Raw genomic sequence first — 16,095 nt, forward strand, 5'->3', positions numbered from 1 at the left:
TCCGCACACCGCTCTGACCGGCGGGTTCGTTTGCGTTCATGGAAGCCGCCGGGTATGAATAAGTTTTGAATAGATTTCCCGGGTAAATGAGGTCACCATGGAAGACACCCTGAACGTCCGGCTCGCACAGGGCGACGACGCGGCGCTGGCCGAGTGCCTCACCGCGCACGGTGCGCTCATCCGCTCCTACCTGCGGCGTTTCATCCCGCCGCAGGAGATCGAGGACGTGCAACAGATCGTGTTCGCCGAGGTGTGGCGCTCACGGCACCGCTTCGACCCCGAACGCAACCTGACGGCCTGGCTGATCGGCATCGCCCACAACCGGGCGGTGGACCACCTGCGGGTGCGCACCCTGCAGACGGTGCCGCTGGACGTGGTCGCCGACCCGGCCGGCGCGGACGGCCGGACGGACGGGGACGGGCTGGCCGCCCGTGACGAGCTGCTGCGGGCGCTGGCCGAGCTGCCCGCGCCCCAGCGCCAGGCCATCGAACTGGCGTACTACGGCGATCTGACCCAGCGGGAGATCTCCGAGAGGCTGAGCGTGCCGCTCGGCACGGTCAAGGCCCGTACGGCGCGCGGTCTGCGCCGGCTGTCGGACATCCTCGCCCCCGCGGCATGACCCGCCCTCGGGACGCCGCGGACCACGGGGACACCATGGATGACATGGGCGAGTGGAACGACATGGACCGGCAGCCCCGGCCGCGGGTGGCGGTGTCGAGCTGCCTGCTGGGCGACCCGGTGCGCTTCAACGGCGGGCACAGCCGCGACCGCTTCGTCAGCGGGGAGCTGGACCCGTACGTCGACTGGGTGCGCGTCTGCCCCGAGATGGAGATCGGCCTCGGCGCGCCGAGGGAGTCGCTGCGGCTGGAGCGTTCGGCCGACGGCCCGCGCCTGGTCACCAGGAAGACCGGGACGGACCTGACCGGCCGGATGAACGCGCTGGCCGCCGAGCGGTCGCTCACCCTGGACGTGGACGGCTACGTGTTCAAGGCCAGGAGCCCGAGCTGCGGCATCCACGGCATCCCGGTCTACGCGGGCGACAGGGTCGTGGACCGCGGGGCCATGGGCGTCTTCGCGTCCCGCGTCCTGGACGCCCACCCGCTGCTGCCGGTCGAGGACGAGGGGCGGCTGAACGACGCCCTGCTCCGCGAGACGTTCGTGGAGCGGATCTTCGCGTACGCGCGGCTGCGCGCGCTTCTGGAGAGCGACTGGCGCCCGCGCGACCTGATCGCCTTCCACTCCCGGCACAAGATGCAGCTGCTCGCCCACGACCCGGTCTCCTACCAGCGGGCGGGGCAGGTGGTGTCCCGGGCGGGGACGGCCTCCCGGGAGGAGCTGGCCGTCGCCTACGCCCACGCCTTCCGCACGGCCCTCGCCTGCAAGGCGAGCATCGGGCGCAACGTCAACGTCCTCCAGCACTGCATGGGGATGATGAAGGACCACCTGGACGAGACCCGCCGGGCCGACCTGGCGGAGGTGATCGACTCCTACCGCGCCGGGGAGGTGGCCCTCAGCGTCCCGGCGACCCTGCTGCGCCACCACGCGCGCGGCGAGGCCGCCGAGTACGTCCGCGACCAGACCTACTTCGCGCCCTACCCGCGGGCGCTGCGGCTGCGCAACCACGTCCCGGCCTGACCCGCCGCACCGGCCCGCCGCACCGGCCCGCCGCCCGGCCGCGCCCGCCCAGACCCCGGACGCGCCGGGCGGCGTCACGACCACGTCACGCGACCGGCACGCCCGGCTCCCGACCCGGCCTCAAGTCCGGTCCCGGTCAGCCGGCCTTGACGATCGCCAGGGAGCGCGGCGGCAGGAACAGCTCCTCGCCCTCGGCGGTGACCTTCGGGTCCGAAGCCAGCAGCACCTGACCCGGCGCGAGCCGTACGGTGAGCGCGACCCGGCCGAGGTTGGCCGCGACCTGGCAGGATCCCCGGTGGACGACCAGCCAGCCGTCGCCGTGGTCCACCCGGACCCGGTCCAGCCGGGGGTCCGACAGTTCCGGATGCGCCCTGCGCAGCGCGATCAGCGCCCGGTACCAGTCGAGGTGCGCCCGGTGGGCGTCCCGGTCCAGCTCACTCCAGTCGAGCTTGGAGCGCGTGAACGTCGTCTCCTCGCCCGGGTCGGGGGCCCGGTCCGCCCAGTCGTCGTAGCCGAAGCCGACGAATTCCCGGCGCCGCCGGTCGGCCTCCCCCTCCCGCAGGTGCGGCTCGACGTGGTCGGTGAAGAACAGGAACGGCGTGCTCGCGCCCCACTCCTCGCCCATGAACAGCATCGGGGTGAACGGCGAGGTCAGCAGCAGCCCCGCGGCCAGCCGCAGCGCCTCGGCCGGCATCCGGTCGCCCTCGGCGCGGTTGCCGATCTGGTCGTGGTTCTGCGCCGCGCAGACGAACCGGTGCCCCGGGACGTGCCGCGCCGGGCGGCCGTGCGAACGGCCCCGGAAGGACGAGAAGGTGCCGTCGTGGAGATAGGCGCAGGTCAGCACCTTGGGCAGCGCCCCGGCGAAGTCGTCGTAGTAGCCGTGCCGCTCCCCGGTCACCGCCACGTGCAGGGCGTGGTGGACGTCGTCGTTCCAGGCGGCGGCCAGGCCGTACCCGCCGGCCTCGCGCGGGGTCATCAGCCGCGGATCGTTGAGGTCGGACTCGGCGATGAGCGTCAGCGGCCTGCCCACGGCCGCCGACAGGACGTCCACCTCGGCCGACAGCTCCTCCAGGAAGTGGACCGCCCGCCTGTCGTGCAGCGCGTGCACGGCGTCCAGCCGCAGGCCGTCGACGTGGTAGTCGCGTAGCCACTGCAACGCGTTCTCGATGAAGTAGCGGCGCACCTCGTCGGAGCCGGGGCCGTCCAGGTTGACCGCCTGCCCCCAGAAGGAGGCGGCGCTGTCGTGGAAGTAGGGGCCGAACGGCGCCAGGAAGTTCCCCGACGGGCCGAGGTGGTTGTAGACCACGTCGAGGATCACCCCGACGCCCCGCAGATGGCAGGCGTCCACGAACCGCTTGAACCCGTCGGGACCGCCGTACTCGTCCGCGACGGCCCACAGGTCGACCCCGTCGTAGCCCCAGTTGCGCCTCCCCGGCACCGGCGGCACCGGCATGACCTCGACGAAGTCGATCCCCAGCTCGACGAGGTGGTCGAGCTTCCCCGCCGCCGCGTCGAAGGTCCCGGCGGGCGTGAAGGTTCCGACGTGCAGCTCGTAGATCACCGAGCCGGGCAGGCTCCGCCCCCGCCACAGCTCGTCGTTCCAGGGGAACCGGCCGTGGTCGTACACCCGGCTCGGCCCGAAGATCCCCTCGGGCTGCCAGCGGGTGCGCGGGTCCGGCAGCGGGTCGCCGCCGTCGACGCTGAACCGGTAGTCGGTGCCGTGGCCGGCCCCGGCCACCTCAGCGGTCCACCAGCCGCCGCCCGCGGCGTCCATCGAGTGGCGGACGTCACCGATCACCACGTCCACCGCCGTCGCCGCGGGGGCCCAGACCTCGAACACGCCGTTCACTCCCTCTCCGGAACCCTCCGGTGACCGCGGGCGCCCGCGCCTCGGGCACTCCGTTCACTCCCACCCCGAAACCGCGGGCGCCCGGGATCCGGGCGCCCGGGGTTCACTCCCTTTCCAGCAGCGCCACCGGCCGGGTCGCGAGCAGGTGGCCCAGCGAGATCCGCCCGGTGTGCCGTACGCCGGACAGCAGATCGCGCCACGAGCCGGGCGGCAGCTCGATCATCTCGTCCCCCCAGCCGCCGCGCCGCTCCAGGCCGACCGGGAGCCGGGTGGCGACGGCCACGGCGCGGTCACCACGGGCGAAGGCCACGGCGTGCTCCCCCGCCTCCATCGGGACGTACGGCAGCGCGGGGTCCAGCCGCCGCCGCAGGTTCAGCGCCTCGCGGGTGACGTCGAGCTTGCCGGCGTCCCAGTCCGAGGCCCCCTCCGTCTCCCCGGCCAGCATCCGGCGGCGCAGCGCGAAGTCGACCGGACGGCGGTTGTCCGGGTCCACCAGGGAGAAGTCGGTGATCTCGTTGCCCCAGTAGACGTCGGGCACGCCGGGCAGCATGAGCTGGACGAGCTTCTGACCGAGGGAGTTGGACCGGGCGTGGGGCTCGATCCGGGCCGCGAACCGCCCGACGGACTCGCCGCACTCCTCGATGGCCCGGTGGACGAAGTCGCGCAGGCCCTCCTCGTAGGAGGGGTCGGGCGTGGCCCAGGAGATCGCGGTCTTGGCCTCCCTGGCCGCCTTGAACAGGTACTCGAAGAACCTCTCCTCGCTGATCGGCCAGGCCGCCATGAGGTTCTGCCAGGCCAGGTGGTCGAGCGACGGGTCGAAGGAGACCCGGTCCGACCACTCCGCGACCGCCGCCTCCCACTCGCCGGGGATCTCCGACAGCACGGCCAGCCGGGCGCGGACGTCCTCGGAGCGCTTGGTGTCATGCGTGGACAGCGTCGTCATCGTGCCGGGCCGGAGCTCCCGGCAGAAGTCGTGGAAGGCGGCGACGGTCCCGCCGAACCGGTCGGGCTCCCCGCCCACCTCGTTCAGGCAGGACAGCGGATACCACCGGTACAGCGCGGTGTCCTCCACGCCCTTGGCCATCACCGGCCCGCAGAGCTGCTGGAAGCGCACGACGGCCTCCGGCGGGCCGTTGAGGACCTTCTCGACGACCTCCTCCACCGGCGCGCCCTCGGGCAGCCTGGCCGCGGCGACCTTCCCGGCCTCCTCGACGATCGTCGCGGAGACCGCCGGGACGGGCTCACCGGGCACCACGTAGGCCCGGTAGACCGGCATCGCGACCAGCAGCTCCACCAGCGTCTCGCGGTCCGCGCCGAGCAGCGCGTTCAGGCGGTCCACCTCGGCACGGAAGAACAGGTCGATGACGTGCCGCTTGGACCGCCGGACCACCTCGGCGTAGTCGCGCGGCACACCGGTGCGGGCGGTGAACAGCCCGGTCAGCGGTTCGGCGCCGGCCGGGTCGACGAACAGCCCGGTGATCCGGTTGAGCACGTCGTAGCCGGTGGTGCCGTCGCAGTCCCAGTCGGCGGGCAGCCTCTCCTCGCCCACCAGGATCTTCTCGGCGACCGTCCACACCCCCGCCTCGCGGCGCAGCCGCGCGAGATAGCCGCGCGGGTCGGCCAGCCCGTCGGGGTGGTCCACCCGCAGCCCCTGGACGAGGCCCTCCCGCACCAGGCCGAGGATCACCTCGTGCGTGGCCTCGAACACCTCCGGGTCCTCGACCCGCAGCCCGATCAGCGAGGAGACGTCGAAGAACCGCCGGTAGCCGGGGCCCTCGCGCCAGTCGACCAGCCGGTAGTGGGTGTCGGGCAGCGGGAAGACGTGGTCGTGGTAACGCAGCACGTCACCGTCGGGGGACGGCTCGACGTCGTCGCCGAGCACCGGCATCGCGACCCTGCCGTCGCTCCAGTCGATGTCGAACCACCGCCCGTACGGCGATGCCCGTCCCTCCTTCAGCACCGACCACAGCGCCGGGTTGCCCGACTCCGGGACCGGGACCGTCATGTGGTTGGGCACGATGTCCACGACGACGCCGATGTCGTGCCCGGCCAGCGTCGCCGCCATCTCCCGCAGCCCGTCGATCCCGCCGAACTCCTCGCGGATCCTGGAGTGGTCGGTCACGTCGTAACCGTGCCGCGACGGCGGGTCGGCCTGCAGGACCGGCGACAGGTAGACGTGGTCGACCCCCAGGTCCCGCAGGTAGGGGGCCAGGGCCGCCACGTCGGCGAAGCCGAAGTCGGGGGTGAGCTGGAACCGGTAGGTGGAGCGGGGTACCGCGGGCCCGGTCACGGCGGTCCCGGGCGCGGCGGGCTCCCTCACGGACGAGACGGAGGAGACGGAGGGATCAGACACGGCGCAGCACCCTCACCGACCGGCCGGCCACCGGCACCTCTTCCCCGGCCCGGCACATCCGGGTGTCGACCGTGATCGGCATGGCCGTGTCGATCTCCGTCATCCACATCTCCCCGTAGTCCTTGGGAATGGTGAACCCGATGACATCGTGGTGGGCGTTGAACATCAGCAGGAACGAGTCGTCCCTCGTCCGCCGCCCCCGCCGGTCGGGCTCGGTGATGGCGTCGCCGTTCAGAAAGACCGCCAGCGACCTGGCGTATCCCACGTTCCAGTCGGCGTCGGTCATCTTCTCACCCAGCGGGGTGAACCACTCGATGTCGCTGAGGCTGTCGCCCGAGCCGCGCACCGGCCTGCCGTAGAAGAAGCGGCGGCGGCGGAACACCGGGTGGCCGGCGCGGAGCTTGGCCAGCTTCTGGGTGAACTCCAGCAGCAGCCAGTTCTCCCGGACGTCCGACCAGTCGACCCAGCTCAGCTCGTTGTCCTGGCAGTAGACGTTGTTGTTGCCCCGCTGCGTGCGCCCCAGCTCGTCGCCGTGAGAGATCATCGGCACGCCCTGGGACAGGAACAGCGTGGTCAGGAAGTTGCGCTTCTGCTGCTCGCGCAGCGACTCGACGTCCAGCGAGGCCGGCCCCTCCTCACCGCAGTTCCAGGACCGGTTGTCGTCGGTGCCGTCGCGGTTGTGCTCGCCGTTGGCCTCGTTGTGCTTGCCGTTGTAGGAGACCAGGTCCTGGAGGGTGAACCCGTCGTGGCAGGTCACGAAGTTGATCGAGGCGGCCGGGCGGCGGCTGTCGTCCTGGTAGAGGTCGCTGGAGCCGGTCAGCCGGGAGGCGAACTCCGGCAGCGCGGCCGGCTCGCCCCGCCACAGGTCGCGGATCGTGTCGCGGTAGCGGCCGTTCCACTCGGTCCACCGGGCCGGGAAGTTGCCGACCTGGTAGCCGCCCGGACCGACGTCCCACGGCTCGGCGATCAGCTTGACGCGCGACAGCACCGGGTCCTGCTGCACCAGGTCGAAGAAGGCGCTCAGCCGGTCCACCTCGTGCAGCTCACGCGCCAGGGTCGCGGCCAGGTCGAACCGGAAGCCGTCCACGTGCATCTCGGTGACCCAGTAGCGCAGCGAGTCCATGATCATCTGCAGGGCGTGCGGGGACCGCATGAACAGGCTGTTGCCGGTGCCCGTGGTGTCCATGTAGTAGCGCTTGTCGTCCTCGACGAGCCGGTAGTAGGCGGCGTTGTCGATGCCGCGCATGCTCAGCGTCGGACCCAGGTGGTTGCCCTCGGCGGTGTGGTTGTAGACCACGTCGAGGATCACCTCGATGTTCGCCTCGTGCAGCGCCTTGACCATGGCCTTGAACTCCATCACCTGGCCGCCGGGCTGGCCGGTGCTGGAGTAGGCGTTGTGCGGGGCGAAGAACCCGATGGTGTTGTAGCCCCAGTAGTTCGTCAGGCCCCGGTCCATCAGGACGTGGTCGGTGACGAACTGGTGCACCGGCATGAGCTCCAGCGCCGTCACGCCCAGCCCGGTGAGGTGGTCGATGATCTCCGGGTGGCCGAGGGCCGCGTACGTGCCCCGGATCCGCTCCGGGATCTTCGGGTGGTTGATCGTCAGGCCCTTGACGTGCGCCTCGTAGATCACCGTGTCGTGGTACGGCGTCGCCGGCGGCCGGTCGTGGCCCCACCCGAAGAAGGGGTTGACGACGACCGACTTCGGCATGAACGGCGCCGAGTCCGCGTCGTTGCGGCTGTCGGGCTCGCCGAAGCGGTAGCCGTAGACCGCCTCGTCCCACTTCACGTCCCCGTCGATCGCCTTGGCGTACGGGTCGAGCAGGAGCTTGGCGGGGTTGCACCGCTGCCCGCTCGCCGGGTCGTAGGGCCCGTGGACGCGGTAGCCGTACCGCTGTCCGGGAGAGACGCCGGGAAGGTATCCGTGCCAGACATGCCCCTCCACCTCGGTGAGGGCGACCCGGGTCTCCTCGCCGTGGTCGTCGAACAGGCACAGCTCGACGCGCTCGGCGACCTCGGTGAAGAGCGCGAAGTTCGTTCCCGCGCCGTCATATGTGGCCCCCAGGGGATACGGATCCCCCGGCCAGATTTCAATCATCACACCGCCCCTTCAGCGGTGGGAAGACATGCCCTGTCTTTCCCAGGTCATGCACGCATTTCCCACTCTTCTCGCTGTGAAGTGCGCCGCACGCGGCGGCCGGAGCCCCTACGCGTTCCGGACCGGCGTGGAGACGTCCACGACCAGGCCGTTCGGGTCGAGCACCATGAAGCCTCGCTGGCCGTAGAACCGGTCGCTCGGCGGGGAGACGATCCGGCAGCCCATTCCGAGGGCCCGCTCGTGGACCGCGTCGACGTCGTCGACCACGAACGTCAGGATCGTGCCCGCCGGGGAGCCCCGATGGGCCTCCGGGACCAGCTCGTGGTCCCGCCGCCAGATCCCCACCTCCAGGCGGGGGTCGTCGGGCGGCGAGAGCTGCACGTACCAGTCCTCGTCGAAGTTGACCTTCAGGTCCAGCAGCCGGGCGAAGAAGTCCCTGGTCTCCGGCAGCCGGTCGGACAGGATGTTGGTCACCACGCGGTTGACGGTCATACGCGTCCCTCCAGGGTCGGATCGGTGAAGACGATGTGCGGACCGTCCCTACGTGTTCCCCCTGTGGGCAGGCTAAGACGTGGTTTTCCGTACGGGCGCGTTCCGGCCCGGTGTGTCGCGCCCGGGTACGGCGAGCCGGTCACACCCGGAGTCCCGGTTCCGGTCCCGGTTCCGGTTCCGGGCAGGGCTCAGGACTCGGGTACGGCGAGCCGGTCGCGCAGGGCGCGCAGCGCCGGTTCGTACCCGCGCAGGCCCGCCGCGGCGATGAACTCCCCGGCCGCCCGCAGGTGCGCCCCGGCCCGCCCCCGGTCGCCAGCGAGCAGCGCGAGCCGCGCCAGGCACAGGTCCGCGACCGACCAGCCCACCAGCCGGCCGGCGTCCGGGGCGAGCGTGCCGTACAGGTCCCGCCCGGCGTCCGCCTCGCCGAGCGCCAGGCAGAGCTCGGCGGCGGCGTCCGCCGCGAACCGGTAGGCCAGGCCGGGGCCGAGCACGGCGAACCCGTCCCGCGCCAGGCCGGCGAAGACCTCGCGTGCCTCGCCGGTCCGGCCGAGGTCGGCCAGCGCCAGGCAGCGCAGCAGCAGCCAGGGCCACTCGCCGGGACGCAGGGCGAGCATCTCGTCGGCCACCGCCAGCGCCGCCGCCGGCTCACCCCGCCCCCTCAGTGCCAGGAAGCGGAAGACGCCGCCGCGCAGGCGGGTGTCGTCGCGGCCCAGCGCCCCCTGCGGGTGGGCCGCCGCCGACTCCTCCGCGGCGGCCACGGCGTCGTCGGGCCGGCCGTCGAGGTGGGCGTGGATCGCGGTCTGCCAGGCGGCCAGCGAGACCATCGAGGGCAACCGGAGCCGCCGGGCGGTCTCCCCGAGCCAGGCCAGCGGCTCCGCGGCCCCGGCGACGCCGTCCCGGGCGACGTGCTCGACATGGACGGACTCCCGGCCCAGCCACTCCACGGCCAGGTCACCGGTGCGACGCCCGATCTCCACGATCTCCTCCGCCGCCGCCCGCCGGGCGTCGTGGTCGCGGCCGTGCCGGAGCACGATCACGAGGGCGACCAGCGCGTTGGCCAGGGCGCGGTCGTCACCGGTACGGCGGGCCAGCCGTACCGCCTCCCACGCCAGCTCCGCGCTGCGCGCGACCGGCCGGGTCGCGAAACCGGTCGTCGCGGCGGCCGCCAGGAGCCGGGCCCGCCACGGCGAGTCCCCCGCCAGTCCCGAGCCGAGGACCCGGTCGATCCGCTCGGCGAGCCGGTCGATGCCGGTCATCTCCTCGTACATCGCCAGGTGGATCGGGTCGGAGAAGCCCAGCACCGCCCTGGCCAGGCGGCTGTCGTCGTCGAGCCGCTCGGCGATCCCGGCGGCGGCCTCCAGGGAGGCGTGGGCCTCGATGCTCATCCCGGCCGCCGCCCGCGCCTCGGCCAGGTCGAGCAGCAGGTCACAGCGCAGGGCGTCATCCTGTTCCGGCCGGGTCCCGGCCGTGGCGAGCGCCAGTTCCAGCAGCTCCGCCGCGTCCTCCGGGGCGAACTGCGCCATCGCCTGGGCCGCGGCCCGGCGGGTGTAGCCGACGGCCTTGCCCGCCGTACGGTCGCTGACGACGCCCTCCCGGTAGTGGTGCGCGATCTCCGTCAGGCGGGTCGGGCTCCGCCGCTCCAGCACCTCGGCGATCCGGCCGTGCAGGCGGCGGCGCCGCAGCGGCGGCAGTCCGTCGCGCAGCGTGTCGCGGACGATGTCGTGGACGAACCGGCAGGCCGGCCCGTCGCCCTCGGTCAGCAGCCGGGCCCGCACGGCGGCGTCGAGGACGTCCAGCACCCGCTCCTCGGGCACCTCCGACACCGCCGTCAGGACGTCCGTCTCCGCCTCCCGGCCGACCAGCGCCGCGACGGTCAGCACCGCCTCGGTGTCCGGCGGCAGACCGGCCAGCCGGCCGCGGACCACGTCGGACAGCTCACGCGGCGCCCGCCCGAGGCGCAGCACCTCGCCCAGGAAGAACGGGTTGCCCGCGGTCAGTCTGCCCATCTCGGCGGCCCGGTCCGGATCGGCCCCGGCGCCGGCGAGGTAGGCGCGGACGTCGGCCTCCCCCAGCCCCCGCAGCGCCAGCCGCCGCACGTTCGGCAGCCGCGTCAGCGCGCCGAGCGTCTGCGCGAGCGGGCCGCCGGGCCGTACGCCGGTGTCCGCTTCGGTATTCGCTTCGGTGCCCACTTCGGTGTCGCGGTAGGTCGCCACCACGGTCAGCCGCGGGCAGAGCCGGGTGGAGGCCAGGAACTCCAGCAGCCGCAGCGAGGACGCGTCCGCCCATTGCAGGTCGTCGAGGACGACCAGGATCCTGCCGTGACCGTCGAGCAGCCGGGCGAACGCCTCGTACCGCTGGAACTGACCGGCTCCGGCGGGCCGGGGGTCGCCGGAGCCGCCGGGCGACGGCGGGGGGTGCCCGGCCTCGGCGGGCGAGGTCCTGGGACGCCCGGTCCCGATCATGTCCGCGTCCCCGTCCGTTTCCGGGTCGGCGTTCGTGTTCACGTCCGCGCTCACGTCCGTGTTCACGTCCGCGTCCGCCAGATCCCGTACGGCCTGCGTCCACGGCCAGAACGGCGGTGCGCCGGCCCCGTCCCAGCAGCGGCCCCACGCCACCCGGCGTCCCCGCGCCCTCGCCGTTTCGGCGACCCGCTCGGCGAGGCTGGTCTTGCCGATCCCCGGCTCCCCCGCCAGCAGCACCACCCGGTGCCCGTCCCCGGAGACCGCCTCCTCCAGCACCCCGATCTCGGTGTCCCGGCCGACCAGCCGGGTCCGCGGCTCCGTGAGGGCCGCCGCCAGGACCGGAGAGGTCACCGCCGGGATCCGGGGGGTGAGTGAGGGATCCTGGGTGAGGATGCGCCGTTCCATCTCCCGGGACCGGGGGTCGGGGTCCAGCCCCACCCCCTCCGCCAGCAACCGGCGGCCCTCGGCGAGCACGGCCAGCGCGTCCGCCTGCCGCCCGGCCTGGTAGAGCGCGTGTGCGCCGAGGACGCGCAGCCGTTCCCGGAACGGGTGCGCGGCCACCAGCCGGATGAGGCCGCCGCTCAGCACCGCGCCCCGGCCGAGGGCGAGTTCGGCCTCGGCCGCGTCCTCCTCCAGCGCCAGCCGGAACTCGGCCAGCCGGGTGATCTCATCCGCCGCCCAGCCGTCGGCCCCGAAGTCCGCCAGCGGCTCCCCGTTCCACTCCCCCAGCGCCGAGCGGAGCCTCCGCGCCGCGTCCTCGTGGTCACCGTCGCCCAGCGCGCGCCGTCCCTCGGCGGCCCGCTCGCGCGCCCTGCCCAGGTCGATCCGGGCCGCCGGGACGTCCAGGGCGTAACCTCCGGCCCTGCTGACCAGGACCCGGGGCGGCACGCTGCGCGGCCTGCCCGGCTCGAAGGCGCGGCGGAGCTTGGAGACGTACGCCTGGAGGGTGTTGACCGCCCCGGGCGGCGGGCCTCCCTCCCAGAGCGCGTCGATCAGCCGGGGCGGGGCGACCGGGCGGGGCGCGGCGAGCACGCAGAGAGCCAGTACGGCGCGCTGCTGATGGGGTCCGATGTCCAGCGGCGTCCCGTCGTCGGCCGTCACGCCGACCGGCCCCAGCACGCGAAACTCCATCGGGTCCCCTCTTCACGGTTCGGGCCGATAGTAGTGGACGGTTTCATCTGGATTCGCGGGTCTTCCAGGGGATTTGTCGAGGCGAGATGGCCGGATGCGGCAAGGGTTTTCTGACGTTTGCCGCGTGACGGCCGGGTAGTTTCGAGCGGTCTCACGAGTGAAGGGCGCAGGAATGGGCGGATTCAAGAAGTTCCTCATGCGAGGAAACCTCGTCGAACTGGCCGTCGCGGTCGTCGTCGGGGCCACCTTCAGCGGGCTGGTGCAGGCGCTGGTCAAGGATCTGATCACGCCGCTGCTCGCGGCGGTCACCGGCGGCCGGAATCCGGACTTCTCGCAGTACTACTTCACCGTCAACGGCGCGAAGTTCATGTACGGCGACTTCATCAACCACCTCCTGACCTTCCTGATCATCGCCTCGGTGATTTACTGGCTGGTCGTCATGCCGATGACCCGGCTGATCGCCTTCTTCGACCGGGACAAGGAGGCGACCGAGAAGAAGTGCCCGGAGTGCCGCAGCGACATCCCGGTCGAGGCGAGCCGCTGCGCGTTCTGCACCGTGGAGCTGTCGCCGGTCCGCGCGGCCGACAAGCCGCAGGTCTGACGCCCGGCCCGGAGACCTGTAGGACCATGGGACGGTGAGCTTCGAACTGGCCGTCTGGTACGAACCCGAACCGATCAGCAGGGAACGCGCGGAGCGCGTCCACCACGCGCTCCGCAGCGGAGAGCCCGGCGCCGCCGAGCCGCGCCCCCAGGTGACCGCGTTCGCCGCGCGGCTCGCCGGAGCCGAGCAGGTCTCCCCGGGGTTCGCCCTGGTCACCGTGGAACCGGAACGGGCCGACGAGATGTCCGGCGAGGTCTTCGCCCTGGCCCGCGAGTACGGTCTGGTCTGCTACGACCCGCAGCGCGGGCTCGTGCACAACCTCTCGCCCCTGGGCGTCTACGCGGGCATGCAGATGCACACGGGCGACGGGATGATCGTCGTCGATCCGGACCTCGGGCTGGTCCACGACGTGCTGGGCACCCTGTCGCCGCAGAACCCGTTCACCGCGCTGGTCGTCTTCGGCTCGCACTTCATCCAGGTCTCTCCGGAGATCACCGGATACGAACTGGAGTACAAGGACAGCGGACGCAACCTGATGTTCCGCACCCACGTGTCCGACCTGGAGGCGGTCCGCGCCGCCTTCGCCGAGTACGCCACGGGCGAGCGCGGCTTCCTGGAACGCCACGACTGGGAACGGGTCTGACGCTTCTTGTGCGGGTCCCGCGCTTCAGGCTCGGGTCTTTCGCATCGCGGGATGTTTCCCGCGGGGCCGGGCTGGGGCTTTTCGCGTCGTGGGGTGTTTCCCCGGGCTTGGGCTCGTCAGTGGTTGTCGGGCTGGGCGGGTGCGCGCGCTGCGGTGGGTGGGTGTTCCGGCCGGCGTTGTGGCTGGTGTCTGGTTCCGACCGGCCTTCGGCCTGGCCCCGGGCGCGGTGGTTTCTGGCGTTTTGAAGCCGGCCGGAACACCCACCCACCTCCGCGCCATGCCTGACCGGTCCGTACGGATGACCCGCCGTAGCGTCTCCCTTTCCGGCGGCCCACGGTCCCCGCCGATGCTGAAGCGATCCGTTGCTCCCCGCTCAGAGCGGGCCGCCGTGGCCTTGCGGCCACACTGACAGGGGAGAGCGCAGGGCCGGGCGCCGTAGCCCCTCACTTACGGACCGCCCATGCTCCCCGCCGTACCCGTTCCCCGGCCGTCGTCCGCAGGTCTGCTGGGACCGTCCGCCGGGGAGAAGGGGCGGGGGAAGAATCTCGGGAGTCACGGAGCGGGGTCGAAGGGGTGGGATGGGGCCTGGGGCCGATCATGAACGTTTCCGACAAAATTCGGTCCGTCATCTTCGTAGGTCCTCCCACCCGACCGTCGGGTCGTCCTTCTGGCAGCGTGGAATCCGGTTCGGGACGCGCGGCTCCGAGGGGTGCTCCGCGTCTCCACGGTGAAGGGGGCATTGATGGCGGACGGCAGGGTCGACGTGGTGGTCACGGGGCTGGGCGCGACGACGCCGGTGGGGGGTGACGTGACCTCCACCTGGTCCGCCCTGCTGGCGGGGCGGTCGGGCATCGGGCTCATCGAGGAGGAGTGGGCGGACGGCCTGCCGGTGCGGATCGCCGGGCGGCTGCGGGTGGAGCCCGCCGAGGTGCTGGATCGGGTCCAGGCCAGGCGGCTGGACCGCTGCCAGCAGATCGCCCTGGTCGCCGCACGCGAGGCGTGGGCCGACGCGGGAGCCCCGGAGACGGACCCCGAGCGCCTGGCCGTGGTCGTGGGCACCGGGGTCGGCGGGGTGCTGAGCACCCTCACCCAGGACGAGGTCCGCAGGACCACGGGGGCGCGGCGGGTCTCGCCGTACACCGTCCCGATGCTGATGCCCAACGGGCCCGCCGCGGTGGTCAGCATGGAGTTCGGCGCCCGGGCGGGCGCCCACACCCCGGTGAGCGCCTGCGCCTCGGGGGCCGAGGCGATCGCGATGGGCCTGGACCTCATCCGGCTGGGCCGCGCCGACGTCGTCATCGCGGGCGGCGCCGAGGCGTGCGTCCACCCGCTCACCATCGCCGGCTTCGCCCAGGCCAAGGCGCTCTCCACCCGCAACGACGCGCCCGAGGAGGCGTCGCGCCCCTTCGACGCGTCGCGGGACGGCTTCGTCCTCGGCGAGGGGGCCGCCCTCGTGGTGCTGGAGCGCGCCGAGTCCGCCGCCGCCCGCGGGGCCCGCGCGTACGCGGCGCTGGCCGGCGCGGGGATCACGTCCGACGCCTTCCACATCACCGCCGGTGACCCGGAGGGGCAGATGCGCGCCATCCGGGCGGCCCTGTCGTCCGCCGGTCTGAGCCCGCTCGACATCGACCACGTGCACGCCCACGCCACCTCCACCCCGCCCGGAGACGTGACCGAGGCCCGCTCCGTCGCCGAGGCGATCGGGACGCACGCGGCGGTCACCGCGACCAAGTCGATGACCGGTCACATGTGCGGGGCCGCCGGGGCGATGGGGGCGATCTCCGCGATCCTCTCCATCCGCGACGGGGTCGTCCCGGCCGTCCGGAACCTGGCCACCCTCGACCCCGAGGTCAAGCTCGACGTGGTCACGGGCGGTCCCCGCCGGGGCCGGGTGTCGGCGGCGCTGGCCAACGCCTTCGGTTTCGGCGGCCACAACGCCTCCCTGATCCTCACCGCCCTCTGAGCTCCGGGTCGGGCGCCCCCGGCGGTCTCGGGTACGGATCACCCCTGCGGCTTGGCCGCCGCCGGGGGCCGGGATGCCGGAGGGCGGTCCGGCGGCCGTTCCGGTAGCGGCCCGGGGTCGTTCCGATGATGCCGGTGAACGCCGCGATGAAGCCGCTGGGGTTCGCCCATCCGCAGGCGTAGGCGGTCCGGGTGGTGTCGTGGCCCTCGGCGAGCAGCACGAGCGCGTGGTAGACGCGCAGCTGCGTGCGCCATTCGTAGAAGGTCATGCCGAGTTCGTCGCGGAACAGCCGGCTGAGGGTGCGGGTGCCGGCTCCGACCGTCTTCCCGAGTTCGGCCAGCGAGGAGTTGTCCCCCGGGTTCTCGTACAGCAGCCGGGCGATCCCCCGCAGCCGGTCGTCCCGCGGCTCCGGCAGGTGCAGTGGCTGTTCGTGCGCTTCGCGTAGCTCGTCGACGAGGACGCGAAGGAGGCGTGATCGCGCGGAGCGGCTGTACGCGGGCGCGGCATCACCGTGGTCACGGGGACCAGGCGTGGCATCGCCGTACTGATGAGGGCCGGTCAGGGCGAGCAGTACCTCTCGGGCGAGGCCGGAGGCCAGGAACACGGCGGGACGGTCCGGCATGAGCCGGGCGAGGGACGGCGGTAGGAAGACGATCCGCATGTCGGTGTCGCCGTGGGCGCGGTGGTGGTGCGTGAACCCGGCGGGGGTCCAGGAGACCCTGTCGGCGGGAACGATCGACGTGCCGTGCTCGGTGTGAACCGCCAGGACGCCGCCGGCCGCGTACACCAGGTGTCCCCGCGTGTGCGTCTGCACCGCGCTCGTCCCACCGGACGGCCAGAGATGGCGCCCGCCGGACGGCCACACGTG

At 72.8% G+C, this 16,095-nt stretch carries 11 protein-coding genes; 5 read left to right on the forward strand and 6 right to left on the reverse strand.

From position 1 onward, the window contains the following. Window positions 1-97: 97 nt before the first annotated feature. A complete protein-coding gene (locus ACZ6W9_RS18605) occupies window positions 98-619 on the forward strand; it encodes an RNA polymerase sigma factor (protein ID WP_389964525.1) in 522 nt (173 codons plus the stop codon). A gap of 44 nt (window positions 620-663) precedes the next feature. Continuing rightward, the gene (locus tag ACZ6W9_RS18610) at window positions 664-1,635 is read left to right on the forward strand and encodes a YbgA family protein (protein WP_389964522.1); all 972 of its coding nucleotides are present in this window, start codon (window positions 664-666) and stop codon (window positions 1,633-1,635) included. Between the two features lie 136 nt (window positions 1,636-1,771). On the opposite strand, the gene treZ is transcribed toward ACZ6W9_RS18610, so the two are convergent. The 5 genes from treZ to ACZ6W9_RS18635 form a co-directional block, all read right to left on the reverse strand. Next, window positions 1,772-3,475: a malto-oligosyltrehalose trehalohydrolase gene (treZ, locus tag ACZ6W9_RS18615; RefSeq protein ID WP_389964519.1), complete on the reverse strand. Its 1,704-nt coding sequence runs from the start codon at window positions 3,473-3,475 to the stop codon at window positions 1,772-1,774. A gap of 112 nt (window positions 3,476-3,587) precedes the next feature. Further along, entirely contained in the window at window positions 3,588-5,837 is a 2,250-nt protein-coding gene (treY, locus tag ACZ6W9_RS18620) for a malto-oligosyltrehalose synthase (protein WP_389964516.1), read from the reverse strand. Further along, window positions 5,830-7,935, reverse strand: coding sequence for a glycogen debranching protein GlgX (gene glgX, locus ACZ6W9_RS18625; protein WP_389964513.1), 2,106 nt, complete (start codon window positions 7,933-7,935; stop codon window positions 5,830-5,832). The genes treY and glgX overlap by 8 nt, the downstream gene beginning before the upstream one ends. A gap of 108 nt (window positions 7,936-8,043) precedes the next feature. Then, complete coding sequence (locus tag ACZ6W9_RS18630; protein ID WP_389964510.1) at window positions 8,044-8,427, reverse strand: VOC family protein; 384 nt, start codon at window positions 8,425-8,427, stop codon at window positions 8,044-8,046. A 188-nt stretch (window positions 8,428-8,615) separates the two neighbouring features. Next, on the reverse strand, window positions 8,616-12,020 hold the full coding sequence (locus ACZ6W9_RS18635; RefSeq protein WP_470118762.1) for a BTAD domain-containing putative transcriptional regulator: 3,405 nt from the start codon (window positions 12,018-12,020) through the stop codon (window positions 8,616-8,618). Between the two features lie 172 nt (window positions 12,021-12,192). Here ACZ6W9_RS18635 and mscL point away from each other — a divergent pair, with 172 nt between their 5' ends. The 3 genes from mscL to ACZ6W9_RS18650 all read left to right on the forward strand — a co-directional run bounded on the left by mscL (window position 12,193) and on the right by ACZ6W9_RS18650 (window position 15,227). Beyond that, window positions 12,193-12,621, forward strand: a complete 429-nt coding sequence (gene mscL / locus ACZ6W9_RS18640) for a large conductance mechanosensitive channel protein MscL (protein ID WP_389964504.1) — start codon at window positions 12,193-12,195, stop codon at window positions 12,619-12,621. A 34-nt stretch (window positions 12,622-12,655) separates the two neighbouring features. Then, window positions 12,656-13,264 (forward strand): hypothetical protein, encoded by a 609-nt coding sequence (locus ACZ6W9_RS18645; protein WP_389964500.1) that lies wholly within the window; start codon window positions 12,656-12,658, stop codon window positions 13,262-13,264. 742 nt (window positions 13,265-14,006) lie between these two features. Continuing rightward, window positions 14,007-15,227 (forward strand): beta-ketoacyl-[acyl-carrier-protein] synthase family protein, encoded by a 1,221-nt coding sequence (locus tag ACZ6W9_RS18650; protein WP_389971003.1) that lies wholly within the window; start codon window positions 14,007-14,009, stop codon window positions 15,225-15,227. On the opposite strand, the gene ACZ6W9_RS18655 is transcribed toward ACZ6W9_RS18650, so the two are convergent. Continuing rightward, complete coding sequence (locus ACZ6W9_RS18655; RefSeq protein ID WP_470118765.1) at window positions 15,214-16,041, reverse strand: helix-turn-helix domain-containing protein; 828 nt, start codon at window positions 16,039-16,041, stop codon at window positions 15,214-15,216. The genes ACZ6W9_RS18650 and ACZ6W9_RS18655 overlap by 14 nt on opposite strands. Between the last annotated feature and the right edge of the window lie 54 nt (window positions 16,042-16,095).

Source organism: Streptosporangium sp. NPDC053982, from assembly GCF_055585205.1.